Source organism: Candidatus Nitrospira nitrificans (genome assembly GCF_001458775.1).
GTDB lineage: Bacteria > Nitrospirota > Nitrospiria > Nitrospirales > Nitrospiraceae > Nitrospira_D > Nitrospira_D nitrificans.
This window is the reverse complement of the sequence record NZ_CZPZ01000012.1, coordinates 382,268-408,838: the sequence shown is the minus strand read 5'-3', so window position 1 is coordinate 408,838 and position 26,571 is coordinate 382,268. Positions and strand designations below refer to the sequence as shown.

Genomic DNA, 26,571 nt, shown 5'->3' with positions numbered 1-26,571 from the left:
GATATGGCATCTACGACGACCACCAAACGTTTGAACCTGCGCGAATGGTTCAAAACGATCACGTTCTACGAGATCCTCGTCGGCATGAAAGCGACGTTGTCGCATCTCCTCAATTACCGTCCCGTGACCTTGCAGTACCCTCACGAAAAACGCACGCTGCCGGATAATTACCGCGGCATGCTCGCGCTGCTCCGATACGACGATGGGACCGAGAAGTGCGTGGGATGTGATCTCTGTGAAGCCGCCTGTCCGTCGCGCGTCATCCGTGTCGTCAGCGCCGAAGTGCCGGGTGAACCGACGAAGCGGTACTCGAAAGAATATTACATGGACATGACCCGGTGCTTGTTCTGCGGGATGTGCGTGGATGCCTGCCCTGTCGATGCGCTGGGCATGACGAGAGAATTTGAGTGGGCGGTCTACGACAAGCGCCAGCTGCACCTGAACAAACAACAATTACTCGCGATCGGCGACCGTTCGTTTCCGATCCGCGAGAAACGTTTGGAACTGCAACATCCAAACGTCGCGTTCTTCAACGTCGCATTCAAACACGTGCCGCCAAAACCGGACTGACTTTCAAAGAACACGCATCGAACGGCCGATGACGACAACACCGTTGCGGTAGTCTAGTCCAGGTCGGTCGCTAACCCAGGAACCGTCCATGTCACAGCTGTTTTTTGGATACTTCGCCGGGATGATCGCCGTCACTTCTATTCTGGTGGTGGCATTGAGAAATCCCGTTTACAGCGCGCTGTCGCTCTTGGTCATGTTTTTCCATGTCGCGGGACTCTTCATCACGCTTCATGCCGAATTTCTCGCGGCCGTGCAGATTATCGTCTATGCCGGGGCCATTCTCGTGCTGTATCTGTTCGTCGTCATGTTGCTCAATGTCACGCAAGACGACCGGTACCACAGCCAATGGCGGATCGCAGGGATTGTCTGCGTGCCGTTGCTCATTGAGTCCGTCTTGCTGCTCTCCGGCGGAGCCGGCGCCGTCATCACCGGGAGTCCGTCGCTCCAGTCGGAGCCGCATGATGCCCTCGCCATCGACAATACCTTGGCCATCGGCAAGACGCTTTTTTCAACCTATTTGTTCCCGTTCGAGGTGGCCTCCTTGGTGCTCCTTGTGGCAATGATCGGCGCCATCGTCCTCGCCAAACGCGACATCGGCGAGGGCGAAGCAGGAGGAGTCAATGGTCAATAGTCAATGGTCAGTGGAGACCGTGCTGCCTCATTCTTCTTTCCAATGACAAATGACTGGTGACCGATGACTATTCCGATTTCCTATTACCTCATCTTGAGCGCCATCGTCTTCCTGACAGGCGTCGTGGGCGTGTTGATCCGGCGCAATATCATCGCCATTCTGCTGTCCGTGGAACTGATGCTGAACGCGACCAACATCAACTTCGTCGCATTCTCCGATCATCTGCAGGATCTCGGCGGTCAAGTGTTTGTCTTTTTTGCCTTGACGGTCGCCGCCGCCGAGGTCGCCGTCGGCCTCGCGATCATCATCGCCCTGCACCGATCGAGATCGACCATCAATGTCGAAGAGTTCAACCTGCTCAAATGGTAGAAAAAGTCAATGGTCAACGGTCATTGTTGAAGAAACATGGTTCAACCTATTTTCGCCGAGTGACCTATTGACCAATGACTAATGACTGTTGACCACTTATGATCTACGCCCTCATCCCACTTCTGCCGCTGATCGCCTTTCTGGTATTAGGCCTGGCGGGATCGCATATTAAGGACCGCGCGCACTTGGTTGCGGTTCCGGCGGTGCTGCTGTCGTTCGCGTTGTCGCTGTCGGCATTTTTCGAGGTCGTCTCGGGGTCCGTCGTTTCTGTTCCACTCTATACGTGGTTGGCTTCCGGTCACCTCGACATTCACATCGGTCTCCATATCGACCGACTCACCGCCGTGATGCTCCTATTGGTCACCGGTGTCAGCTCGCTCGTGCATGTCTATACGATCGGCTATATGCATGGCGAGTCGGGCTATGCCCGTTTCTTCGGCTACATCGCGCTGTTCACTTTTTCCATGTTGATGTTGGTGCTGGCCGACAACTTATTACAGCTCTTCGTGTTCTGGGAGGCCGTCGGGCTATGCTCCTATTTGTTGATCGGGCACTGGTACGAGCGCGCCGCCGCCTGCGCAGCCGCCACCAAGGCCTTTCTGGTGAACCGCGTCGGCGATTTCGGCTTCATGCTCGGCCTTCTGCTCATCTGGTACCAATTCGGCTCACTGAACTATCTTGATATCTTCCCCGCCCTCCATGAAGCGACGGATGTGACGATGAACCTCCTTGGTCCTTTCGGCGGCACATGGGAAGTGTCGGTATTCACGCTTATTGCGCTCTTATTGTTCACCGGCGCAGTGGGCAAGTCGGCGCAAGTTCCGCTCCACGTCTGGCTGCCTGATGCGATGGAAGGACCGACACCGATTTCGGCCCTCATTCACGCCGCCACGATGGTCACCGCCGGCGTCTTCATGGTGGCGCGTCTCGCCCCGATCTATAACCTTTCTCCGATCGCGATGGACGTGGTGGCGATGACAGGCGCGGCGACGATGGTCCTCGGCGCCACGATCGCGCTGACTCAGACCGACATCAAGCGTGTCGTCGCCTATTCGACGGTCAGTCAGCTCGGGTACATGATCATGGCGTGCGGGCTCGGCGCCTATGCCTCCGGCATCTATCACTTATTGACGCACGGCGCGTTCAAGGCCTTGCTGTTTTTAGGCTGCGGCTCCGTGATTATTGCCCTGCACCATGAGCAAGATATGAGGCACATGGGCGGCCTCAAAGACAAGTTGCCGATTACCTACTGGACGTTTGTGGTGGGCTCGCTGGCGCTTGCCGGCTTTCCTCTGACGGCCGGCTTCTTCAGCAAGGACGACATCCTCGTGTCCGCCTGGTCATCCGGCGACCTTGGTCGGATCCTGACGCTCGTTGGTCTGCTGACGGCTCTCCTGACCGCCTTTTACAGTTTCAGGCTCGTGTTCGTCACGTTTTGGGGGACTTCACGTGTCGATCCGCGCCATGCCGATCATGTCCATGAGCCGCCGCAGACGATGACGACCCCGCTTCTCATTCTGGCGTTCTTCAGTGTTCTGACGGGCTATCTCGGCATCCCATCATTTCTGGAGCCGGTCTTTTCAACCGGGGGCGACTCAACCGCTCATCATGGCTCGGAGGGCCTCATGATTATGGCCGCGGCAACCGCGATGGGTCTGATCGGGATTGCCGCCGCCTATTATGTCTATGTCCTCAACCCGGATCTTCCGGATCGCTTGGCTCGGCAGTGGGGCAGCCTCTATCGCGGCTCGTTGAACAAATGGTATGTCGACGAAGCATACGATCGTCTATTCGTGCGACCGACGTTTGCGGCAGCCTCCGGACTCTGGAAGCGGGTTGATATCCAAGTGATCGATGGAACCGTCAACGGTATCGCGCGTGCCGTCACCTGGGGAGGCTGGCTGTTACGATTGGTCCAGAGCGGACAGACCCAACATTACGCGCTGGCAATGGCGGTCGGAGTGGTCGTAATCGTGACAGTCTTTCTGATTTCGTAGAAGGAAGAGTCAATGGTCATTCGTCATTGGTCACTGGAGAGCACGTCGTCCTGCTCTTCTTTCCAACGACGATTGACCACTGGCCAATGACCGATGACCAGTTTCCCTTGGCTTACACTATTGATTTTCATCCCCCTGGCCGGAGCGGCTGCGGTCTTTGTCGTGAAGGACACCTCGACCCGGCTGCTCGCCCTTACGGTCACCGTGATCGACCTCCTGATCTCATTCCCGCTCTGGTGGCTGTTCGATGCGTCATCCGGTCAGATGCAGTTCGTTGAATCGGCCCGGTGGATTCCGGCGCTGTCCATCAACTACCGGCTCGGCCTCGACGGAATCAGTCTCCCGCTCGTCCTCATGACGACGGTCCTGATGCCGCTCTGCATCTTGATTTCCTGGTACTCCATTGAGAAGAGGATTCGAAGTTTCATGGCCATGCTGCTGATCATGGAAAGCGCCATGATCGGGGTATTCTGCGCGCTGGATTTCGTGCTGTTCTATGTGTTTTGGGAAGCGATGCTGATCCCGATGTATCTCCTGATCGGAGTCTGGGGCGGACCCAATCGCCTCTACGCCGCGATCAAATTTTTGCTCTATACCCTCGCCGGCAGCGTCTTGCTGCTGGTCGCAATCTTGGTCTTGTACTTCCAAGGCGGCCATACGTTCGACATTCTTCAATTGAGCCAAGGCGCCTATTCCCAATCGTTGCAATTCTGGCTCTTCCTCGCGTTCTTCGCCGCCTTCGCCGTCAAGGTCCCTATGTTCCCGTTCCATACCTGGCTGCCCGATGCGCACGTGGAAGCGCCCACGGCCGGCAGCGTGATCCTCGCCAGCGTGCTGCTCAAGATGGGCACCTATGGGTTTCTGCGCTTCAGCCTTCCCATGTTGCCGGATGCCTCACAGCTGTTCACTCCGTTCATCGTGGGGCTTTCGATTGCGGCGATCATCTATGGAGCCTATATGGCGTTGGCGCAAGCCGATCTTAAAAAACTCATCGCCTATTCCAGCGTGAGCCATATGGGGTTCGTGACTCTCGGCCTCTTCATGTTCAATATTCAAGGAATCGAAGGCGCCGTCATGCAGATGGTGAACCACGGCATCACCACCGGTGGACTCTTTCTCTGCGTCGGAATGATTTACGAACGCACCCATAGCCGACAGATCGCCGACAATGTCGGCCTCACGAAACCGATGCCGCGGTATGCGACGGTCCTGGTCATTTTCGCCTTGTCTTCATTGGGGCTGCCCGGCACGAACAGTTTCGTCGGGGAGTTTATGATCCTTGTAGGCACCTTCCTCTGGAGCAAAATCGCCGCCGCCCTCGCCTCGTTGGGAATCATCCTCGCGGCGGCCTACTTGCTCTGGATGGTTCAACGTGTCGCCTTCGGCGTCTCCGACCCGCACATGCTCCCGAAACTTCGCGATGTGAACCTGCGTGAGATGATCACCGTGGTGCCGCTTGTCGCATTGATCTTTTTGATCGGGATCTTTCCGAACCCCATCTTGACCCGCATGCATCCCAGCGTTGAGAAAGTCATCGCGCGCATCTCCCCCCCGGTTGCTGAGCGAGCTTCAGCCATGCGCCGAGATGCCTCCTTCACTCCATCGATGGAGCATGCCATCACGACAATCGGACCGACGTTCAGTCAAGAAGCGCAGGCCGGGACGGAGGGCCGACCGCAATGACCTTCTCGGCGGCGGACTTGTTCCTCATCCTTCCGGAATTGCTGATCGTCACGGCAGCCTGCATCGTGCTCGTGCTCGATCCGGTGCTGCGGGCCTCCGACAAAGACGGCTTGGTGTGGCTGAGCCTGGGAACACTTGCCGTGTGCATGGGATTGACGGCTTCCCAAATACAGGCTCCCGCCGCAATCTTCAGCGGGCTCGTCGTGATCGATGCCTACGGAGCCTTCTGGAAGCTGCTCCTCTACTTCGTCACCGGCCTGACCATTCTTCTCTCTCATTCCTATTTGAAAGAAGAGCGGCTGTACTTCGGCGAATATTACGGCTTCGTCCTGCTCTCGCTCTCGGGGATGATGGTCATGGTCTCGTCGGCCGATTTGTTGACCCTCTATCTGGGCACCGAGCTGATGTCCCTCTCGCTGTATGTCATGGCGGGCCTGAAGCGATCGGAACCTCGCTCCTTGGAAGCCTCGGCCAAGTACTTCGTGTTGGGAGCGTTTTCATCGGGAATCCTCCTCTACGGCATCTCGCTCCTCTATGGAGCGACCGGAAGCACCAGGCTGCCGGAGATCGCCGCGGCGATCTCCGGTCGTAACCTGGACGATCCGCTCTTGTTGTTTGCCACGATCCTGCTCGCGGTCGGATTCGGGTTCAAACTTGCCGTGGTGCCGTTTCACATGTGGACGCCGGATGTCTACCAAGGCGCTCCGACCTCCGTCACCGCCTTCATGGCGGTTGCAGCCAAAGCCGCAAGCTTCGGCGCATTTCTCAGAGTGTTCATCGAAGGACTCGGTGGCCTGAAAGCCAACTGGTCCGCGATGTTCCTCATCCTTTGCCTTGCCACCCTGATCTTGGGGAATATCGTCGCATTGGTGCAAACGAATGTGAAACGCATGCTGGCCTACTCAAGCATCGCCCATGCCGGCTACGCGCTGATCGGCGTGGTCGCAACCGGACACATCGGGACCTCGTCCGGTATCGCCAGCGTGCTGCTGTATCTCTCGCTCTATGCGTTCATGACGTTCGGCGCGTTCGCCATCGTCGCCATGCTTCGCAAGGACGGGATCGAAGGAGAAAACATCGAAGATTTCACCGGTCTCGCCAAACGGCATCCGGTGGCCGCGCTGCTCATGTTGATCTTCATGGTCTCGCTGGCGGGCATTCCTCCGACCGCGGGGTTCATCGGAAAACTGTATGTCTTTATGTCGGCGGTGGAAGCCGGTCTGCCGTGGCTGGCTGCCGTCGCGCTCATCTTTGCCGTCATCTCGGCCTATTACTACCTCCGGCTGGTGATGGTCATGTACATGCGCGAGCCGATCGACCTGTCGAGCGCGAGCCCTCGCATGGTCATGTCACCGAGTCTCTCCATCGTGTTGGCCTGCGCGGTGGCCGGGGTGGTCATCTTTGGGATCTATCCGAACCCACTCGTGGACTTCGCCATGCAAGCGGTATCAGCGCTCAAGTAAGGCCGTCGTGGGTTGCCGATCCGCATGCGGAGCATCATGACCGTCCTCCGCTTCCTGATCGAGACTGTCACCGCGTTCTTGCGCCAGGGCTGCCCGAGTCTGGCGGCGGCCTTGGCCTTTTTCTCCCTACTCTCGCTCTTTCCGCTCGTCTTTCTTCTCCTGTATGGGATCAGCTTCCTGGTCAGCCAAACCATCATCGGCGAGCAATTCATCCTGAGCTTCCTGAAGGGCTTTCTGCCTTCATTGGGTGAACGATTGGCTGAAGAGCTGCACCGGATCAGCGCATTGGAAAGTGTGCGCTGGCTCGTATTTCTGTCGTTCTTCTGGTTTGGAGGGCTCGTTTTTTACGAGCTCGACTACGCGCTCAACGTGGTATTTGAAAGCACCCAAAAGCGTCACCCGTTGATTTCTTCCGCGATCTCCATCGCCCTGCTGGGATCGACAGGGCTTCTATTGTTCCTCTCCTATGTCGCCACGCAAACCATCACCTTTCTGACCGCCTATGCGCCGAAGCTGTGGGGGCTCGATCTCGTCGCCCTCGCCGCCCATGATTTTCATCTCACATACACCCTCCCCTTTTCCCTGGCGTTCCTGACGGTGAGCCTGCTGTACCGCCTGGTGCCTCGCCGCCGCCCTCAGTGGCGCCACGCCATGGCAGGCGCGCTGACGTTCAGCCTGCTCTGGGTTTCGGCGAAGTTGTTGTTCGTGAGCTACAGCGACTATGCCACGGTCTACGCACGGCTCTATGGATCGTTGTTGGAGGTCGTCCTCTTGCTCCTGTGGGTGTACTATTCCGCCGGACTCTTGCTTTTCGGTGGGATCATCGCCCGCAAGCTACAACAGGTCACCTGCCTGCCTCAACCAACGACGACTGATGATTAGAGACCGGAATGAGTCACTGGTCATTGGTCAATAGTCACTGGATGGCCGAACATCGTCTAATGACCTATAACGAATGACCAATGACGCGATTATCGGCTGGAACCGCTGCGTAGCTGTAGAAAATGCACGATGGTCGAATGGGTCACAAGCCCGACGATTTCCCCATCCTGCATGACCACCAAGCGATCCCACCCTTCGCGGGCCATACGCTCCAGCGCATGCATCACAGGACTATCCGGCTCGATCACCAACGATTCCGAACGAGGACGCATCACCTGCTCGACCCTGCGCCAGGGCCACAGCGACGGCGGGACGCTCTGAATCTCAAGCGTGGTGATCAGTCCCACCAATCGCCCGTCCTCTAACACGGGGAAACCGCCGTAGCCATAGGATTGGAAATACTGATTCACCGCCACATCCAGCGTGCAATGCGACGGAACGGAGGCGACCGTCGTCGCCATGACATCCCGAATAGGGACCGCCGCCAACGACTGGCGCATGTCGGCTTGGCGACGGCTCGCCAGGGCGGCGGCGAAGAGAAACATGCCGATGACCACCACCCACCCGCCGTTCGATGCCATCGACGTCGGCAATCCGCCGCTCGCGGCCCCGTACAGCACGACAAGGCCCGCCAGCCCAAGCATCAATCCAAACGCAAGGCCGACCCCTGCGGCTTGCTTGGTCGCTCGATAAAAATCCTTTCCCCATGCCCACAGCCCCGCGCGTAACATCCGCCCGCCGTCCAGCGGAAAACCTGGAATCATATTGAAGAGCCCGAGTTGCATATTGACGAAACCCAGCAAGGCCCCGAGCATGACCCACCCCTGGAGGCCATGTTGCCGTTGAATCGCCTCGGCCAGCTCCACGAACCCAAAGCACAGACCGCCGATCACAAAGCTGACCGCCGGCCCGGCCAACGCAATGAGAAATTCGGCGCGGGGTGTGGGGGCTTCCTTCCGCATGTGAGCCACGCCGCCGAAAATAAACAACGTAATCTTTTCAATCGGGATGTGGTAGTACAACGCGACGTAGGAATGGCCGAGCTCATGCAAGAGCACGGAGGCGAATAACAGGACTGCCGCGAGGCCCCCCATGGCCCAATAACGTCCGGACGTGAGCCCGGGCAAACTGTCCGGCAAATACCCGGTCGAGAGCGACCAGGTGACGAGGAGAAACACCACGAACCATGAGGCATGGATGCGGATCGGAATTCCCAACGCGCGACCGATTTCCCAGGAAGGTACTTGCATCGACAACACCGTAACAGCGGAATACGCAAGGGGTCAATTCTTCTCCATCGGTTCAGGTATACTAGCCCCCATGCGACGACACGTTCTGCGACGCCTGCTGATCGGCTTGCTGTCAGCCGCGGCTTCCTGGCCGTTCGTTCCCGTAGACGGTGTGGCCCAAGTGATCAAGTCCGGTCCACCGACCTGCCCGGGTGTGGCACTGACATTCGATCTCTGTCCCGTGCGGAAGGGACCCGGCTACGATCGGCCGTTGATGGACTATCTGATCACACATCATATTCCCGCCACCTTCTTCATGTCCGGCAAGTGGATAGCCAAACATGAACCGGAAGTGAACCGTCTGTTGGGCATGGAATTTTTCGAAGTCGGGACCCATGGTGACGTCCATGCCCACCTTCCCATGCACAATGCCGACGAACAGCGCGCGGAGATCCTTGGCCCCGTCAAAATCCTGCAAGACCGTTATGCCCGTCCGGCGACGTTGTTTCGGCCGCCGTACGGCGAATACAACGACGTGACCGTCGCCGTGACACAGCTGCTCGGCCTGCAGTTCATCCAATGGAACATCGAATCGGGCGATCCGGACCCCACGCTCTCCGCCGAGCGGATCCTCGCCAAAGTCGCGCAGCGCGCGAAACCGGGGAGCATCATCGTCTTCCATGCCAACGGCAAGGGCAAGCAAACCCGGCAAGTGATCGAGCAGCTCACGTCGGACATCCTGCCCCGGAAAGGACTCCGACCCATGACCGTCAGCGAGCTGCTGAACTGTACTCCCCCGACCCATGACTGACCCGGTGATCAGGAACATACAGCCGGACGATCGTGAGCCCGTCGTTCAATTGCTCGGTGAGTCCGATCCCTGGAGAAGACTCGGATACTCGAAGGACGATTGGAACCGCATCTTTTGTCCGACGCCTCAGGGAAGAGACTGTTATGTCGCTCTTCTCGATGGACAAGTGGCGGGCGTCGCCATCGTGAAGCAGAAATTTCTCCTGGGCGATTATTTGGAGCTCTTAGGCGTGGCTGAATGGGCTCGTCAGAAGGGAATCGGCGGTCGGCTGTTGCAGCACATCGAGGAGCTCGTCTTTCAGAGAACCAAGAACCTCTTCGCCTGCGTGTCGGACTTTAACGAGTCCGCTAGGGCCTTCTACAAGAAACACGGCTATCTGGAAATCGGCCCCATGCCCAATTTTTTGATTCCAGGCAGCGCCGAAGTGCTCTTGCGCAAAACGGCAGGACCGGCAAGAAACAGTCAATAGTCATTGGTCACTCGTCATTGGTATGATGAGAGAGCATTCGCCGTTCAATGACCATTGATCAATGACTAATTTACGAGTCAAAAAGTTTCTCCACACCCGCATGCGGGTCAGCGATTTGGATGAGACCATCCGGTTTTACTCGACCGTCTTGGGCCTTGAGGTCATCGAACGGAAAACCTCGCCTCGCGGATCACACCTCGCCTTCTTGAAGGTACCCAACAGCGACGAGTTGATCGAACTGACCAGTTTCCCGCCAAGCGGCCCGGTGAAGGTCCAGGAAGACCTCGTGCATTTGGCTTTTCAAGTCGAAAGCCTCGATGAAACGATCGCTTCGCTCAATGCGCAGCGGGTCAAGATCACCGACGGCCCGACGACCACCTCTTCCGGCAGCCGGTTCATCTTCATTGACGCGCCCGACGGTTATGAGATCGAGCTCATTGAACGGCCGGCCGGCGAGACAATCGTGTGAGACTCGTGAAGCGTATCGGCCAACGGTTTCAGGTTTCATGTTTCAAGTTTGAGGTTTTGGATTCTGCACAACTTGAAACTTCGAACATGAAACCTGGAACTCAGGATCGGAGGAATGAACGACGAGATACGGAGGAGGAGAAGAATGAAGAACGGTTTCTTCCGCGGACATGGCCTCGGCAACGATTATCTGGTGATGGATCGCAAGGAGCTGACGTTCAAGTTGATCCCAAAGAACATCAAGTCGGTCTGCGACCGCAATTGGGGCGTAGGCAGCGACGGAATTTTAGCGTTGGTCCCTTCGAGGAAGGCGGATTTCGGCCTGCGCATTTTCAACCCGGACGGCAGCGAGGCGGAAAAGTCGGGGAACGGCCTCCGAATCTTTGCGCGTTATCTCCATGCGACCGGGAAGACGAAGAAAACGCGTTTCACGGTCGAGACAAAGGGCGGGCTGGTCGGCATTGACCTGCATATAAACCGGCATGGCGATGCAGCCGCTGCGACCGTCGCGATGGGCGTCGCCACGTTCAAGCCGGATGCGCTCCCCTGTTCACTGAACGTGCCTGAGTTGATTCAGCAGCCGATCGAAGCGGCAGGCCGCTCGTTGATTTTTACCGGCGTCAGTGTCGGCAATCCCCATTGTGTCGTCTTCAAGCCCACCGGAGAATCCTGGTCACGGGAGGAACTCTTGGCCCTTGGGCCGGCCCTGGAAAACCACAGGCTGTTTCCTAAACGGATCAACGTGCAGCTCGCGGTTCCAACCGGACGTAACGAAGTCTTCATTCTGATTTGGGAGCGAGGCGCAGGAGAGACGCAGGCCTCCGGCTCGTCGTCCTGTGCGGCAGCCAGCGCGGCGGTGCGCCTGGGCTTGGTCAAGAGTCCCGTCACCGTGAAGATGCCGGGGGGCGTGCTGAATATCACCGTGGCTCCGGACTTCAGCCTCACCATGAAGGGGCCGGTGGCCGAAGTCGCGCGTGGGACATTGAGCCCGTCGTTCGTCCGCTCGCTACGCTGACCACGTCAATGGTCATTGGTCAATAGAACCGGAGAACCGGCTATGACAAATTCAAGGAATGTCACATCTTTCCAAGATTTGGATGTTTGGAGAACCGGGAGAGACATCCGCAGACGTCTCTATCTCATCGCAAATCGACTGCCAAGACGAATCCTACCTGACAAAGGAGGAAGTGGAATCGCTGCATGAAGAATTGTTCACGTTCCTCCGTCTCTTGAACGGATATATCCGCAGCATTGGGACAGCAGACCATCAATAGCCCTCTCCCCACCATCATTGATAAAATGGTTACTCGTCCTGGCGACCATTGACTAATGACCGTTGACCAATGATTGTACCCGTTCCCCATTGACTATCGACCAATGACTGTTGACTTCCAATCCAAACTCGCCCATCTGCCCGGTAGTCCCGGCGTCTACTTGTTCAAGAACGAGCAAGGAGAAATCATTTACATCGGGAAAGCCGCGGTGCTCGCCGATCGCGTCCGATCCTATTTCCAGAAGGGAGCAGACCACAGCCCCAAGACCGGTCTTCTCGTCAGTTGCGTCACGGACGTAGAGACACTGGTGACCCGATCTGAGCTTGAAGCCCTGATTCTGGAGAGCAATCTGGTCAAGCGCCACAAACCCCGTTTCAACATCGTGTTGCGGGACGACAAGCAGTATCCCTATGTGCGGCTGCCCATCAAAGACGATTTTCCACGCCTCTCGATCGTGCGCCGCGTGCAAAAAGACGGGGCCCTTTACTACGGCCCCTATACCCCCGCGAACGCCTTGCGGGAAACGTTGAAAGTCATCAAACACGTCTTTCCTCTCGCCACATGCGCGATAGACATCGACGGGACCGCCGACCGCGCCTGCATCGAATTCGAGATCAAGCGATGCATGGCGCCCTGCACCGGCAATCAGTCGAAAGAGGAGTACCACCAGATCGTCAAACAGGTCCGCCAGTTTTTGGAAGGCCGGGATCTTGAATTACTGGACGATCTGCGTGCCCGCATGGAAACGGCGGCCGACCGGGAGGAATTCGAAGAAGCGGCCCGGCTGCGCGACCGTCTCTTTAAGATCCAACGCATGCTGGAAAAGCAGCGGATCACGCAGACCTCGTCGACCGATCAGGACGTGATCGGCTTAGCCAGACAAGGTTCGGCAGTGGACCTCCAGATTCTGTTCGTGCGCGGCGGCTTGCTGATCGGACGGAAAGATTTCTTCTGGCCTCAGTCGGCGGACACGCCGGACGAGGAGCTGGTCCGGTCCGCGATCGAACAGTTCTACAACAAGGACGGCCAGCCGCCCAGAGAAGTCCTGAGCCCGGCCAAACTGGAGGACGCCATGTTGATCGAACAGTGGCTCTCCGACAAGCGGGGCGAACCAGTCCGGATTCTGACACCCGAACGCGGCGCCAAGCATCAGCTCGTCCTCTTAGCCGAAGAGAATGCGGCGGCGGCGGTCGCCGATCACTTGCGCGATGAGGAACTCGACCGGCAAGCGGGTGAGGAGCTGAAACGGCTGCTGAGGCTGGAACAGGCTCCACATCGAATCGAAGGGTTCGATATCTCGAATACGATGGGCAACCAATCAGTCGCCTCGATGGTCGTGTGGGAAGACGGACAGATGAAGAAGGCGGACTATCGGCGGTTCAAAATCCAAACGGTCACAGGGGCCAACGACTTCGCCAGCATGAAAGAAGTGGTCACGCGTCGCTACCGGCGAGAGGAGAATCTGGCGCAGCCGGATCTGATTCTCATCGACGGCGGGTTAGGCCAACTGGCCGCCGCGCTGGAGGGACTCAAGGAGGCGGGACACCCGGGGCTACCGATCCTGGGGCTGGCCAAGGCCCGCGGCGACAAAGAGGAGCGCGTCTTCTTGGCGGGAAGAAAAAATCCGATTGTCCTCCGATCCACCTCTCCGGCCACCCATCTGTTGCAACATGTTCGCGATGAAGCGCATCGCTTCGCGATCACATTTCACCGAAAGTTGCGCGGCAAGTCACTGCTCAGTTCAAAACTGGATCAAGTCGTCGGGATCGGGGAAATTCGGCGCAATCAGCTTCTCAACCGGTTCGGCAGCCTCGACAAGCTGGTTTCGGCCAGCGATGAAGCCCTACGGGAGGCAGGACTCACTGCGGAGACCGTGTTGAATTTCCGCCGGGCGCTTGAACAAGAGCATCCGTCGACCTCGACTCGCCGCTTAAAATAAATACCGAAAACTGAACGTTCCCAGATGGACGAAGGCGTGGTAGGTCCCGTCCACGGTCGGATTTTGATTGCCGGTCACCGTGCGTGATTCATAGAACCATTCCTGATAAGCAAGATCGAGCCCGATGCCTTTCGGCCACAGCGCCGACTCGCCGCTGCACGGAATCAGACCCAGGAATCGTCCCGCTCCTTTGCAAAGCACTCCCGCGCCGAGGGACAATGTGTGTGCCGTCAGGGAAATGGTCGCAGGATTGAAGGTCCGATCAGGGACGGGATCTTCCGTATAGGTATAACCGGAACGGGCTGCGATGTCCCAATCCGGCAACCAGCGTGGATTCAGCCATTTATATTCGGTTCCGACCGCGATCACCGGCACGTTCTTCCACTGTTGGGGCTGGGGAATCGTCCCACCGGTTGAAAGGCGGACATCAAGATTCCTATTCAAACTCCACCCCACATATTCGACATCGACTTCGACTTTCCATTCCCGCTCTGGGGATCGAATCGGCCAGACCGCGAGCGCCCCGAGCACCATCTGCGGCAATACAAGATCCGTCGAGGCATCGGCCATTTTTATTCCATTGACGAGAAACGACCCTTTCAAGGGCATCACAGCCTGCGAGCGATAGACAAGCCCGATTGAAACAACCGATTTACCGGCCTGGTTCTTCACGGGAGTATAGAGCATGCTCGCCGTCAGGCCGGCTCCGGTTCCCTGACCGTTTAGTTCGACGGACGCTCCGGCCGGAATTCCCAATCCTCCGGCGCTCACCTGTTTTTGTTCCACATGTCCTTCACCGAGAAAGCTTGCAAAGGTATAAATGTCGGCGCTCACACCGACAGAGAGCGCATCGCTTATTTTATACGCAATCGTCGGTTTGATTGCGATCAGCGGGAGCGCGGCCGAGGTGACGGCCGTGTTGAACGGACCATCAACAGGGTAGCTGGTATTCAAGCCGAACGGCGCCGCCAACCCGATCCCCACCGTCACGGGCGAGAGAAGGGGCGATCCAAGCGGGGCGAGATTGGCGCTGAGATAAAAGTTGCTGGGAGGGGGCCAGTTCACGCTCCCGTTGAAATCGCCGCGACTATCGAGACCGGCCGGGCTCTTGAACTTGACGGAACCCCCAACCGCATTCAGCCCCAGGATGCTTTGAACTCCTACCGCTTGAGTCAACCCGGCCGGGTTGTAGTGGATGGCTGAAGCATCATCGGCTTCCGCCGCGAATGCATTGCCCTGCCCCGCGGCGCGCGCCCCTTGAGGCTGAAAACGTAGGGCCTGCGCTTGAGCATCCGTCGGCTCCAGGAGGCAAGACCAGAAGATGACCATGAAAATACCTCCGCCGAGATATCGCGCATGGGTCAACATATGAGCCCTCCACTAACGCGTGTATCCCCCGCTGAAGAAAGGCTACACTGATCGGCTCCGATCCTCCTCGACGCTTTTCATTCGATACATACATAAGCGTACTAGCGTCATATGTCTCACGCATAGAGATGATCGGCCCTAGTACGTATTTGTGATGCCCCTAGTACGATTTATCGAGTTCTACGAGGTGATTGTATGGTAAATTTGAGCCCTCCTTCTTATGTTAGGAGGCTCACCGATGGCTCATGCACTCACGAGACAACCGTTCTCACGCGCGACATTCGACACACTCTCTAAAGTCGAATGTCAAAACCTTCTAGAAATTCTCCACTACGTGATGCAAGCGGAGACTCCCGATCACGTGCGGGATGTGCTTATTCGATTTCAAAACTATTTCTCCTTCACGAAAGCCTTAGGAGGTCTCGTCCGCCTCGGACCGAATCAAACATTCGCCGGATTCGGGAATGTCGTCAATGCCAGTTATCCGGATGAATGGCTGTACCTGTACTGGAAAAATGGGTTTGCGGACGTCGACCCGGTGTTCAAATCAGCCTTGACCTCAGCCGGCACTCAGCATTGGCAGGAGATCTATCGGGGCATGTCCTCCGAGAAGGAACAGGAGTTTATCGCCACCGCTCGCCAATTCGGCCTGTGCGACGGCATCACCACAGGATCGGTCGATCAAGCCTGTGGGGTCGCGACCTTCTGTTCGTTCGCCAGCGAGCAACCGCTTGATGCGAAGCGATTGGTTCCGCTCGTCGAATACCTGGGATATTATATTCACATGGCCTTGCTCAGAACCGCCTCGAAATCGGTGTCGGCAACCGGTCAATGCGTGAAAGGGCTTTCCTCTCGAGAAGTCACGATCCTCAATTGGATGAAGAACGGAAAAACCAATTGGGAAATCGGCAAGATTCTCGGAGTCAGCGAACGAACGGTCCGATTCCACATCGAGCGCATCTTTTCCAAACTCGAGGTGACGTCCCGCTCTCAGGCCGTTGCGACCGCCATCGAACACGGCCTCCCGGCACTTCACGGCTTGCCGTCAGCCATGTAGACATTCCCTTACATCCCCCGAGAGCCGATGCCGCTCTCGGTCGCCTGGTATCGGAGCTCGGCTAGGCGGCGCGCACGAGTCGCCGATCTTTTGCGAATTCAGCATACTCCACGATATCGTTTTCTTCGCGCTCCGTCGACGATTCCAGCTGCGCCCGGCTGAGAGCGGGCGTCGTTGTCGTGAGCCATTCGAGCATGCTCGGGCGACATGCTGAGGCTTGCATGCGAAATTCATCCAGATCGAGCAACCCACCGATAGAGAGCACCTCGGCCGGCGGGAGCGCGACCGGTTCCCCGATGGCATGGCACGGCCACCCCATGCGCTGAACCACCCGCAACAGCCTGTACTCGACCACCATATAGGTGTAGCGAACATCGTGAAGCCGGCACCATTGGTACATGCCCTTGAAGATGACTTTCATTAATCTTGCTGAAAGGCCACGATCAGCAATCGTCGGATCGACGGCTAGTCGTGTAATCTCCGCCGTATCGATTTCCTTCCGAACTTGGTGGCTTCCCACGAGGCAGGCGCTGAATTCACTTTCCAACATGAAGGGGACAGGCGCATGGGTCATGCGCACTAATCCCAACAATCTATTGTCGGCCCCAAACACCCCGATCGAGGTGCTCCACGCATCATAGACATCAGCTTCCAATCTGTCGGCCCGTTCAGGCACCCACTTCAGCCGTTCAGCAAACACACGATGCCGCAATTGATAGGCCTGGGTCATCTCCTCCTTTGTTTCGAGCGTCTTGACCAGAAGCTCTCCTTCGTAGAACGCGACTTCTCTTTCCTCTCTGATTGCTGTGACGTGCATGTGCAACCTCCTTGTCGGATTAGGGCTCGATATAAGCCCAATTCATTGGTGTACGTAGAGTCATTAGGACCGGTCGGCCAGTTAAAGTGGCCGAATGTTTCCATTTCAAGTAGCAAGACGGCACCTGGCGGACTCGCCAGGTGCCGTCCAGGTCTGGCTCACGTAAGTACTGGTACCGTCTGCTTGGTTTCCGGAGATGATGAGGAAGCTGAGGGAGGGATGGTGGCGTGACGGCAAGAGGTCGAGGGATTCACCTAGGGCTTGGCCATCCACCTGGCGTATCCGCCAGGTGTGTTACCTGTCCCTTTAGCTTACAAATACCGATCATGTGGTGCTGAACAGGTCCGTTATTGATGAGAAATGCGAAAGGAGGGTGTGGCGTGACACAAGGCAAGGCCAGTTTTCACTTATTGGACGGAGGGCTTCAGTCAACCTCCATATTGTCGACGGCTCGGCCGGTCCGACCACCGACGGAATCTCTCGATCTTTACCAGTTGCAGCCTTGCGTCGGCGAGTTAACGACCGCATTCAAAGCGACTGAAGGCCGGTTGAGTAAACTCCTGGAAGATCGGAGCCGTGTCGGTCGAGATCTCCATGACTCCGTGCTGCAATCGTTGTATGCCATCGGGTTGAACATAGAAGCGGCGCGGCGGTCTCGGAACGACCAGACGATGGAACGGAAGGAAGCCGACGACCGGATGATCCACCAGATCAATCAACTGATTCATGAGATCCGTGGGATGATTCGAGAGTTAGAGTCGGGCAGTGTTCAAGAATTCGACTTGTCATCGGAGCTCTCCACGTTATGCTCGACCTACGAGCAAGCCGGGCGGTTGTGCATTAAGCTGGATATCCAACGCAGCGCCGTCGAGGTGCTGACGCACGAGGAAGAGCGCGAAATCCTGAATATCGTGCGCGAGGCGCTCAGCAATTGCGCGCGGCACGCCGACGCAACCCGAGTGGTCATCTCGATTCGCATGCGGGGCGCGAGGGTTCGCGTGAGCATTCAGGACGACGGCATTGGATTTTCGCCGTCGGACGGGCATCCACGAGGCTATGGGCTTGCGAATATGGAGGCTCGAGCCAAGCGGCTCGGCGGGGTCTTGCGGGTTCAGTCCAAGACAGGAGCAGGGACGCACGTCATCGCGGAATTTTCCTTAGAACCTCAGTTGACATCCATATGAAACCATCACCGACCAGCATCATTCTTATCGACGACCATGAGATGGTTCGTCGAGGGTTGCGCGCGCTGCTGCACCTCGAACCGGATATGGCGATCGTCGAGGAGGCCGGAACGGTGGCGGACGGCGTCGCGGCCGTGGAACGTCTCGCCCCGCAGATGGTGTTACTCGACGTGAAACTTCCGGACGCCTCGCTGACCGAAGCCTGCCGACGACTGCTGGCCGTGGCGCCGAAGCTTCGGATCCTCGTCCTGACGAGTTACGCAGAAGATTCCTCGGTGATGGCCGCCGTCCAAAACGGAGCCCACGGTTACGTCCTCAAGGATATTCGAATGGATGAGCTGATTCGCGCCATTCGCACCGTCGCCGGCGGACAGGGCTACCTCGACCCACGAGTCACCCAGCAAGCCCTGCGCTGGATTCGGACCAGTTCGCACCTGGGAACGACGCCCCATGGGACTTCTCGACTCTCCCCGCAAGAACGCTTGATCCTGCCGCTTCTGGCTGAAGGAAAAACAAATAAAGAGATCGCCGTCCAGCTCCGCTTGAGCGACAAAACGGTGAAAAACTACCTGGCCAATATCTTTGATAAACTGCAGGTCAAGCGTCGGACAGAAGCCGTGGCCTGGTTCATGAGGGAAACCCAGGTGCCTGGTGGGGCGAGAAGCCAAAACTTCTAACACGTCAAGCACCGACTCATGCCCGCGGTTTTTCCTCATTCCCTCTCTGACCCTGACGCTCCCTCCAGCATTGCCCGCTGATCGCTCACTATCCACTGAACTAGCAGGCTGTTGACAAAGTCCGCCAGCGGCGTTCCCCGCCTTGCCGAAGCGGCTTCGCGAGACAGGTCGCGACGCTTGGAAATGTGAAGCCCGCTTCGACGAGTCTGTGAGGCGCGCGAGGCCCCCGGCTTCGCCGCGCCGGGCGTCGACGAGGCGCGAGGCGAGCGCGCTGGGATGGGCGGGTGAGAATGACGGCCTCTCTGAACAGCCTGCGGGGCATTAGGATTCCCTCTGTGAGAGTAAAGGAGGCTTCATCCCTTGGTCGTCAGATAGTTCGTCAATAACCTGCCAGTCGATTCTCGCCGACAAGTTTGTGAATTGCAGCAGGCATTGGCTCATGCGGAACGTGCCCATCGCCCGGGGCAGGCTGGACGGCTCGCGCGGCCCATCGACACCACGCACACATGGAATTGACAGCTTCGCATTCACTAACTAGGATACGCTCCGTCGTCGATTCGTCACGGGAAAGAGCCCGCATCGTTGTCCAGCTAGGAGGGTTTTGATGTTCGATTCTGATTCGACCGAATCCCACGATATGCACAGACCACCGAAGACTTCACACTCAGCCGCCAATCACGTCGAGGCCACGTTCGAATCCATTGTCTTTGCGAGTCGATGGATTCAAGCTCCGCTCTATGGTGGACTCATCGTGGCGGAGCTGCTCTATGCCTACAAATTTCTCGTCGAGCTCTGGGAAATGGTGCTCCACATCAACAAGATGGATGAGACGGTCTTCATGCTGGGAGTTCTGGGATTGATCGATGTGACGATGGTCGCGAATTTGCTGACCATGGTGATCATCGGAGGGTATGCGACGTTCGTCAGCAAGCTGGATTTGGAGCAACATCCGGATCGCCCCGATTGGCTGACTCATGTCGATCCTGGAACCATCAAGATCAAGCTGGCGGCTTCCTTGATCGGCATCTCCAGCATTCATTTATTGAAAGGATTTGTCGACGTCGCCAATGAAAACCCGGAACATTTGAAGTGGAAGATCTTCATCCACATGACCTTCTTAGCGTCCGCCATTTTACTGGCATGGACCGACAAGATCATGCAAAAGGACAAGAAGCACTGAGGTGAAGAGGCCCTAGAGGCTCTAGCGTCGCTCCCTGTTTTCCATAAGCGGAAATGGTTTGTCGATAACCTGCTGGCGCAGGCACAGAATTCGAGAGCTGCTAGGCGGCGAGTTTGGAGGATCCGTTGGTCTCAACAGCCGACTTGATCGCTTCGACCGTCAACGGCTTGCCAAGACGTCCGTCGATGTGGAACGGAAGGTGCGCCGCAACCTCGCTACCGAACGGCTCCTGCGCCAGCCCTAGAATTCGCAACCGAGAGAAGCGCTCCTTCAACCTTCGCACGTGCATGCGCACTGATTCCTGAGCCAGTACGTTGCACTCGACAACGAACAAGGTGGGCGCAAGCTCCGGCCCTATCTTGGCCAGATCTTCGACATCCGACAGGGTATGGACGCGATATCCGAGTTTTTCCAATGTTCTGTTAATAACGGCTTGACTGACGATTTCGCTCACATAGACCAGCGCGTCACGAGATCCGACTGTCTCCGGCACGCCGTCACCGGCGCGTGCAAGCGGAAGGTCAAACCAGAAGCGGCTCCCCTTCCCCGGCGTACTCTCAAATGCAATCGTTCCCCCCAGCAGCTCGACGAGCTGTTTGGCCAGCGCCAATCCCAAGCCGGTGCCCCCATACTTGCGCCGATAGGATCCGTCTACCTGCACAAAGGGTTGAAACAATCGTTGCGCGTCCGCCGCGCTGATGCCGATCCCCGTATCGGCCACGGTAAATCGGATACGACCAGCGCCGATCCGTTGTCCGGACATCGGTTCATCGGACGGCTGAGAGACCGGGTGAACGTGCACGTAGACTTCCCCACGCTCAGTAAACTTCACGGCGTTACTGAGCAACAGGGAGAGAAGCCTCCCGAGGTGAGCCGGATCGCCCCAGAGCGTCGTCGGCACCGCCGACATGATGTCCTGGCGCAGGACCAATCCTTTCTCTTGTGCCCGCGCTCGGAACGCCGCCACACTGTCATCGACCACTCGACTCAGCACAAACTCCTCCCGATTCACCGTGGCGCGACCGGTATCCAGTTTGGAAAAGTCCAAGATGTCGTTGACGATTCCCAGCAATACGTCGGCGGATTCCTTGATCGTTTCGGCGCAGTCTCGTTGCTCAGGGGAGAGCTCCGTATCGAGCAACAATTCATCCATTCCAATGATGCCGTTCATCGGCGTTCGAATCTCGTGACTGATCGTCGCCAGAAATTCAGATTTCAGCCTGGCGCCTTCAAGCGCGGCGTCGCGAGCCCGCACCAACTTCTCCCGGCTGTCTCGTAGGTCTCGCATGGCCTGACCGGCCCGTACCATATAGCGGACCCGATGCCCAAGGAGCAGGCCATTGATCGGCTTCACGATGAAGTCGGTAGCCCCTACGTCATAGGCGTGAGTAATCGACTGATAGTCCTCCAGCCCGGTCATGATCAGGATAGGTGTATGCGCGCCTTCCGGAATCCGCCGCAACTCGGCGCACACGGCAAAGCCGTCCATTTCCGGCATCATGATGTCCAGCAGTACCAGATCAGGAAGATGGCGGACGAACGCCTCAACCCCAAGACGTCCATTTTCCGCCTCTTCGACCGTCCAACCGGCTTGCTCGAGCGCCGCACGCGCCAGCAGGCGGGCGACGGTATCATCATCGACAAGGAGAACCGTGGGGCGACGTTCCTCCGTCATGCCGCCGCCCTCCCCTTGCTGATTTCAGCATGAAAGGCGACACAGGCCGCGGCGTAGTGGCGCTCCAGTGTCCTGAGCGCTTCCTCCGTTCGCTCCAGCTCTTGACTGGCGCCCATCATTTCCAGATCACGACAGCCGGATGCCACCGCCATGGCTCCCAGCTGGGCGCTGCTCGACTTCAGAAGATGCGCGGCGGCACGCAGCTCAGCCGCATTTCGTGACAAGACGGCACGGCGTATCCGATCGAGGATCTCCGGCGACGAGTCCATGTACTGCCTCACGATGCGCGCGACGATATCGGGTTGGCCTGGTCGTTGCACGGCGCGGATGGCGGCGAGCGCTGATTGATCAATCGCCGCCGATTCAACATTCGTGTCCCGCTGTGTTTCCGCCTTTTGAAAAACGTCCTGCGGTCGGTGATCGTTCCGTCGCAACGGCACACTCGACGACGCGCCGACCCCATCGACCGGGCCGGCTCTCTTCTTGGACACCCAACGGGCCAGCACCTGCTCAAGCTGAGACAGCGTAAATGGCTTTGTCAGGTAGTCGTCCATGCCTGCGGCAAGGCATAATTCTCGATCTCCCTGCATCGCATGTGCCGTGAGCGCAACGATCGGCACGCGGGGAAAAGTTTCGCGTTTCTGGTTTCGAGTTTCTATTCGGAAGCCTGAAACCTGAAACCCCGAACTCGAAACAGTTTTGGCCGCCTCATGTTCTCTGATCAATCGAGTCGCGGTGAATCCATCCATTTCAGGCATTTGGCAATCCATGAAGATGAGCGAGTACTCCGCGCCCTCCACCGCGGCCGCAGCGACCGCCTCTCGCCCGTTCTCAGCCGTCTCAATTTGGAGATCGAACGTTTCCAGCATGCCGCAGGCGACTTCTCGATTCACCGGGTTGTCTTCAACCAACAGAATGCGGACCAGATCTGATCCTTTCGCAGGATGGACGAACGTTTCACCGCCGATGCCGCGTTTCTCGGCGGGAGACGGCAGCGACATCCGGACAGGGTCGCATCGTTTGAAATATGCGTCAAACCTGAAGGTGGATCCCTTTCCCAGAGCGCTTTGAATCTCGATATGCCCACCCATGATCGTGACGAGTTGCTTAACGATCGCCAGCCCTAAGCCGGTGCCGCCATATTTCCTTGTGGTTGAGCCGTCGGCTTGGGAAAACGCGGCAAAGATATACGCCTGAGCCTCGGGGGAGATGCCGATGCCTGTGTCTCGTACCATGACCGACAATCCATACGTCTCCCCTTGCTGGCTCTCTAGGGACACAGCCACCTCGACGCCGCCCCGCTCTGTGAACTTGACGGCATTGCCGACCAGATTGACGATGATTTGCCCGAGCCGCGTCGGATCACCGAGCAGGTAAACGGGAATATCATCGGCAATATGCCACGATAGCTTCAGATGCTTTTTCTGCGCTTCGGACATCGCCAGATCAATCGCTTCCTGAATCGTCCGACGAACCTCAAACGGGATCGCCTCCAGTTGTAATTTCCCGGCTTCGATTTTTGAGAAGTCCAAGATGTCGTTGATCAGCGCGAGCAGGATCGAACCAGATCGATGGATGGATTCCGTCAAATAACGTTCTTTGTCGCCGAGAGGGCATCGGAGCATGAGTTCCGCCATGCCGAGCACGCCGTTCATAGGCGTCCGAATTTCATGACTCATGTTCGCGAGGAACTGACTCTTGGCCCGGCTGGCGGCTTCGGCGGTTTCCTTGGCCTGACGCAGCAGCCCTTCCGCTGTTTTGCGGTCGGTTATATCGATGTGGATCCCGACCATGCGGGGCAATAACTCACTTTCATCCTTGGTTCCGCGTGCAAAAATCCATCGGTACGACCCATCCTTATGACGAAGACGGTGCTCATTCTCGAACGCGGAGGTTCGCCCGTTCAAATACGCCTCAATGGCGTCCAATGACCGCTCGTGGTCTTCAGGATGAATCCGGCTTTCCCATTCCTGAAACGTGTTGGCGAGCTCATGATCCTCATACCCAAGTTGCCGTTTCCACTCGGGCGAGAAATACACGTCGTTCGTATTCAGATCCCAGTCCCAAATCCCGATGTTCGTGCTCTGTACCGTCGTCATCAGGCGTCCTTCGCTGGTTCGGAGCGCCTGTTCGGCCTTCCGTCTATCGGCGGCCTCGATCGCGAGGGCCACCGTATTCGCGACGGATGCGGCAAAATGCTGTTCCTCCATCATCCACTGTCGCTTCGGGCCGATGTGTTCGTGGCAAATGACGCCGACCATCCGGCCTTCCGATCGAATGGGCACGTCCAGCATGGAGGTAATGCCGAGCGGAGCCAGGTAGCCCGCCGTAAATTCCGCTGTTCGCGTATCCGTTTGAGCATCATCGGCTGCGATGACACGTTCGGTTTCGAGTTCCCGGAAGTAATTCGGGTAATCCGTCGCGCTCAACGCCAGCCCCTGAGAATGTTCTCGAGTGGCGAGCTGATACAGATCAGCACAGTGAAGGCCGGATCGATCATCGGTAAAAAACCAGATGCTGACTCGCTCCGCATGGAGACATTCCGCGGCCACGCGGGTGACGGCTTGAACCGCGCCTTGGAGATTACCGCCGTACACGTGCGCATTCTTGGCCAGCTCGGATAATCCCGCTTGAATGCGCCGGAGAAGGCCTTCTATGCGCAGACGTTCTCGTTCGACTTGCTTCTGCTGACTGATATCCCGGAAGACCAGAACCGCTCCCATCACTCCACGGTCCGACAGCATCGGCGTGACCACCAACGAGATCGGGACCAGCTGGCCGTCTGCCTTCACCAGCAAGCCGTCGTCCGTCCGATATGGCTCGCCGGATTCAAGAGGCGGAAACGTCGCATCGGTGATCAAACACTCTTCTCGGAATTCCCCCGGTCCCGGAGAAATCATCTGGTACACGGGACGATCGATGAGGGCGCGAGCCGTTTCTCCCAACAACAGTTCAGCCGCCTGGTTCGTCATCTGGATCTTCCACGCCGGATCGACGACACAGAGGCCATCCCCCAGCGAGTACAACACGGCCTGGAGCTTATTGCGTTCCCGCGCCAGTTGTGTGTCGCTGGTCTGTTTGAGCTGAGCGTAGAGATCCTGCATCTCCTTCGAGGAGAGAGCCAGCGACCGCTCCAAGAGCGCATGGCCCTGATCGGCCTCCACATAGCTCCGTTCAATCCGCTCAAGCAACTTGCTCCAAGCCTCGAGTGACGGCGGCGGATGCTGTTCATCCAGGTCTAAACGTTTCAGTTGTCGAGCCAGCATCGGGTGCATGAACGATCACGCCGCTTCGCTTAACGTCGTTAGCGTCATCGTCTGATTGTGGAGATCACAGGTTCCTGTCGCAAAGGGGGACAGCTCCCCGTAGGAGTAGAACCCGATCTGTCTGGTCCCTTTGGGAAGCACATCCAGAGTCGCCTCGATTTCTTCTTCCGTTCGTTCCCCCAACACCAGACGCCGCCCCACACAACTGATCGCAATCGCAAGGGTGCAAGAACCGCCGTCCGTCGATGGCTTCGTGGAGGAGGCCGCCTCCGACGCGCCTTGAACGAGCCGGTCGAAATTCGCCTTCATCAACTGCACGAACGCTCCTTCCGGAATATCGCCGGCGAACGTGAGCGACTGTTCCCGCTCATCCACGGCCAAAATGGTTCGGACCAGGCTCTTGGCGTCCGATTCGCTGGCGCGCAACGCGAGCGGAAACAAGAGCCCCGTCGCCGGCAATCCCGCAGCTCGATCGCCGAGATATTCCTTGTAGAGCTGGAGGGCGGGGCGACCATCGAGCTCAAAGAGGACGTTTCCTTTCGATCTCGTCACACGACGCTCCGGGCCGAACAGATCCCAGCCCCCTTTCGATCCATGCCCGATCCGAATGCGATCGCCATAGAACCCGACTGCCGTCACAAAGCCTGTTTGCGGCCGTCGGTTTTGCAACACCCAGGTTCGACGAAAACGGTCGCCGTCTCCGGCCAATCCACCGGTCACGACAACGGAGGTCGGGACCGCAGCATTGAGGCCTCGGACCAGCTCGCTCCCGTTCACGCACAGTCCATCTGAAAGGACGAGGATGCCTCGCAATCGAGCATCTTTCAGCTGGCGGGCAATATCCTGCCCGGCGACAAACGAGTCGTCCATCGACTGCACGGGGGCGCTGGCCATCCGAAGATCCGTATGGTCAAAGCGTACGATCGCGGCACTCACACTTTCGTCAAAGATCTGTGTTCCCAGAATCTCTCCGGCAGTCGAGCATCCCATGACGACCGATTCAGGATAGTCACCCATCACCTCGTTGAGCGGGTCGGCCGAATCGAGCAAGCCGGAAGGCCCGAACAGCAACACCAATGTTCGGCGTGAGTCAATCCGTGGACGATTTGTGACGGACCAGCGTTCTTTCTGATCGTAACGAAGGGTATGAACTTCCATCATGTTGCTCCTTCAGGTTGAAGGCTATGCGGCCATCCGCTTCTCAGGAGTAGAGGATCTGTCCGCTGCGCAACGAGTCGCTGCCTGTCGGCTGAACCTCGATCGTAGGAAACCACAGAAGCCGGACAATTCCACGAAGGCGGCACCGCCATGTCTTTGATTCTGAGTAGGCCCTTGTGGAAAGAAGACCTGCCGGAACTGTTGGATGTCAGTGGAAGAATCGGCTGGTTCGGACAAGAACATTGCCACGGAACTCCCTGATACTACATTGGTTTCCAGTAAACCCATACCCTATTGTTTCGGTCGCTCGATCACAAAACTTGATAGGAACCTGGGAGGAGGGAAGTCACGGGGAGCTACATGACTGTCGGAAGAAAAGCTCAAGCTAACCAGCGATATCCGAT

At 57.5% G+C, this 26,571-nt stretch carries 23 protein-coding genes; 17 read left to right on the top strand and 6 right to left on the bottom strand.

What is annotated here, in order from left to right; all coding sequences use genetic code 11:
* Positions 1-3: 3 nt before the first annotated feature.
* From nuoI to COMA2_RS10005, 7 genes are all read left to right on the top strand, one after another.
* Entirely contained in the window at positions 4-570 is a 567-nt protein-coding gene (gene nuoI, locus COMA2_RS10035) for an NADH-quinone oxidoreductase subunit NuoI (RefSeq protein ID WP_245630959.1), read from the top strand.
* Between the two features lie 88 nt (positions 571-658).
* Positions 659-1,201, top strand: coding sequence for an NADH-quinone oxidoreductase subunit J family protein (locus COMA2_RS10030; RefSeq protein WP_090897226.1), 543 nt, complete (start codon positions 659-661; stop codon positions 1,199-1,201).
* 63 nt (positions 1,202-1,264) lie between these two features.
* Positions 1,265-1,570, top strand: coding sequence for an NADH-quinone oxidoreductase subunit NuoK (gene nuoK, locus COMA2_RS10025; protein ID WP_090897223.1), 306 nt, complete (start codon positions 1,265-1,267; stop codon positions 1,568-1,570).
* A 98-nt stretch (positions 1,571-1,668) separates the two neighbouring features.
* Positions 1,669-3,567, top strand: coding sequence for an NADH-quinone oxidoreductase subunit L (gene nuoL, locus COMA2_RS10020; protein ID WP_090897220.1), 1,899 nt, complete (start codon positions 1,669-1,671; stop codon positions 3,565-3,567).
* A 93-nt stretch (positions 3,568-3,660) separates the two neighbouring features.
* Complete coding sequence (locus COMA2_RS10015; RefSeq protein ID WP_090897217.1) at positions 3,661-5,250, top strand: NADH-quinone oxidoreductase subunit M; 1,590 nt, start codon at positions 3,661-3,663, stop codon at positions 5,248-5,250.
* Positions 5,247-6,713, top strand: a complete 1,467-nt coding sequence (locus COMA2_RS10010; RefSeq protein WP_090897215.1) for an NADH-quinone oxidoreductase subunit N — start codon at positions 5,247-5,249, stop codon at positions 6,711-6,713. Before COMA2_RS10015 ends, COMA2_RS10010 begins: the two co-directional genes overlap by 4 nt.
* Positions 6,714-6,749: 36 nt before the next feature.
* Positions 6,750-7,595, top strand: coding sequence for a YihY/virulence factor BrkB family protein (locus COMA2_RS10005; protein ID WP_175304517.1), 846 nt, complete (start codon positions 6,750-6,752; stop codon positions 7,593-7,595).
* Positions 7,596-7,684: 89 nt separating this feature from the next.
* On the opposite strand, the gene COMA2_RS10000 is transcribed toward COMA2_RS10005, so the two are convergent.
* Entirely contained in the window at positions 7,685-8,845 is a 1,161-nt protein-coding gene (locus tag COMA2_RS10000) for a site-2 protease family protein (RefSeq protein WP_090897209.1), read from the bottom strand.
* 70 nt (positions 8,846-8,915) lie between these two features.
* Here COMA2_RS10000 and COMA2_RS09995 point away from each other — a divergent pair, with 70 nt between their 5' ends.
* The 5 genes from COMA2_RS09995 to uvrC all read left to right on the top strand — a co-directional run bounded on the left by COMA2_RS09995 (position 8,916) and on the right by uvrC (position 13,785).
* Positions 8,916-9,635, top strand: coding sequence for a polysaccharide deacetylase family protein (locus COMA2_RS09995; protein WP_175304516.1), 720 nt, complete (start codon positions 8,916-8,918; stop codon positions 9,633-9,635).
* The gene (locus COMA2_RS09990) at positions 9,628-10,104 is read left to right on the top strand and encodes a GNAT family N-acetyltransferase (protein ID WP_090897203.1); all 477 of its coding nucleotides are present in this window, start codon (positions 9,628-9,630) and stop codon (positions 10,102-10,104) included. The genes COMA2_RS09995 and COMA2_RS09990 overlap by 8 nt, the downstream gene beginning before the upstream one ends.
* A 61-nt stretch (positions 10,105-10,165) precedes the next feature.
* Positions 10,166-10,573, top strand: a complete 408-nt coding sequence (locus COMA2_RS09985) for a VOC family protein (RefSeq protein ID WP_090897202.1) — start codon at positions 10,166-10,168, stop codon at positions 10,571-10,573.
* A gap of 144 nt (positions 10,574-10,717) precedes the next feature.
* Complete coding sequence (gene dapF / locus COMA2_RS09980; RefSeq protein WP_090897201.1) at positions 10,718-11,587, top strand: diaminopimelate epimerase; 870 nt, start codon at positions 10,718-10,720, stop codon at positions 11,585-11,587.
* A 362-nt stretch (positions 11,588-11,949) separates the two neighbouring features.
* A complete protein-coding gene (gene uvrC, locus COMA2_RS09975; RefSeq protein ID WP_090897199.1) occupies positions 11,950-13,785 on the top strand; it encodes an excinuclease ABC subunit UvrC in 1,836 nt (611 codons plus the stop codon).
* Here the strand turns inward: uvrC and COMA2_RS09970 are convergent.
* Positions 13,777-15,153: an OmpP1/FadL family transporter gene (locus COMA2_RS09970; protein WP_245630958.1), complete on the bottom strand. Its 1,377-nt coding sequence runs from the start codon at positions 15,151-15,153 to the stop codon at positions 13,777-13,779. The two genes, uvrC and COMA2_RS09970, sit on opposite strands and share 9 nt — an antisense overlap.
* Before the next feature lie 238 nt (positions 15,154-15,391).
* Between COMA2_RS09970 and COMA2_RS09965 the strand changes: the two genes are divergently transcribed.
* Positions 15,392-16,210 carry a helix-turn-helix transcriptional regulator gene (locus tag COMA2_RS09965; RefSeq protein WP_175304514.1) on the top strand — a complete coding sequence of 273 codons (819 nt, stop codon included), beginning with the start codon at positions 15,392-15,394 and terminating at the stop codon, positions 16,208-16,210.
* Between the two features lie 61 nt (positions 16,211-16,271).
* On the opposite strand, the gene COMA2_RS09960 is transcribed toward COMA2_RS09965, so the two are convergent.
* Positions 16,272-17,027: an acyl-homoserine-lactone synthase gene (locus COMA2_RS09960; protein ID WP_090897194.1), complete on the bottom strand. Its 756-nt coding sequence runs from the start codon at positions 17,025-17,027 to the stop codon at positions 16,272-16,274.
* Positions 17,028-17,407: 380 nt separating this feature from the next.
* Between COMA2_RS09960 and COMA2_RS09955 the strand changes: the two genes are divergently transcribed.
* The 3 genes from COMA2_RS09955 (at position 17,408) to COMA2_RS09945 (ending at position 20,068) form a co-directional block, all read left to right on the top strand.
* Positions 17,408-18,211, top strand: a complete 804-nt coding sequence (locus COMA2_RS09955) for a sensor histidine kinase (RefSeq protein WP_175304513.1) — start codon at positions 17,408-17,410, stop codon at positions 18,209-18,211.
* The gene (locus COMA2_RS09950) at positions 18,208-18,888 is read left to right on the top strand and encodes a response regulator (RefSeq protein WP_090897189.1); all 681 of its coding nucleotides are present in this window, start codon (positions 18,208-18,210) and stop codon (positions 18,886-18,888) included. Before COMA2_RS09955 ends, COMA2_RS09950 begins: the two co-directional genes overlap by 4 nt.
* A gap of 604 nt (positions 18,889-19,492) precedes the next feature.
* Positions 19,493-20,068 (top strand): TIGR00645 family protein, encoded by a 576-nt coding sequence (locus tag COMA2_RS09945; protein WP_245630957.1) that lies wholly within the window; start codon positions 19,493-19,495, stop codon positions 20,066-20,068.
* 100 nt (positions 20,069-20,168) lie between these two features.
* Here the strand turns inward: COMA2_RS09945 and COMA2_RS09940 are convergent, their stop codons facing one another.
* The 3 genes from COMA2_RS09940 to COMA2_RS09930 are packed head-to-tail and all read right to left on the bottom strand — an operon-like array spanning position 20,169 to position 26,167.
* Positions 20,169-21,743, bottom strand: a complete 1,575-nt coding sequence (locus COMA2_RS09940; RefSeq protein ID WP_090897186.1) for an ATP-binding protein — start codon at positions 21,741-21,743, stop codon at positions 20,169-20,171.
* Positions 21,740-25,018, bottom strand: a complete 3,279-nt coding sequence (locus COMA2_RS09935; protein ID WP_090897183.1) for a PAS domain S-box protein — start codon at positions 25,016-25,018, stop codon at positions 21,740-21,742. The genes COMA2_RS09940 and COMA2_RS09935 overlap by 4 nt, the downstream gene beginning before the upstream one ends.
* Positions 25,019-25,024: 6 nt before the next feature.
* Positions 25,025-26,167 carry an FIST N-terminal domain-containing protein gene (locus COMA2_RS09930; protein ID WP_090897181.1) on the bottom strand — a complete coding sequence of 381 codons (1,143 nt, stop codon included), beginning with the start codon at positions 26,165-26,167 and terminating at the stop codon, positions 25,025-25,027.
* Between the two features lies 1 nt (position 26,168).
* Between COMA2_RS09930 and COMA2_RS20175 the strand changes: the two genes are divergently transcribed.
* Complete coding sequence (locus tag COMA2_RS20175; RefSeq protein ID WP_175304512.1) at positions 26,169-26,327, top strand: hypothetical protein; 159 nt, start codon at positions 26,169-26,171, stop codon at positions 26,325-26,327.
* Positions 26,328-26,571 lie beyond the last annotated feature (244 nt).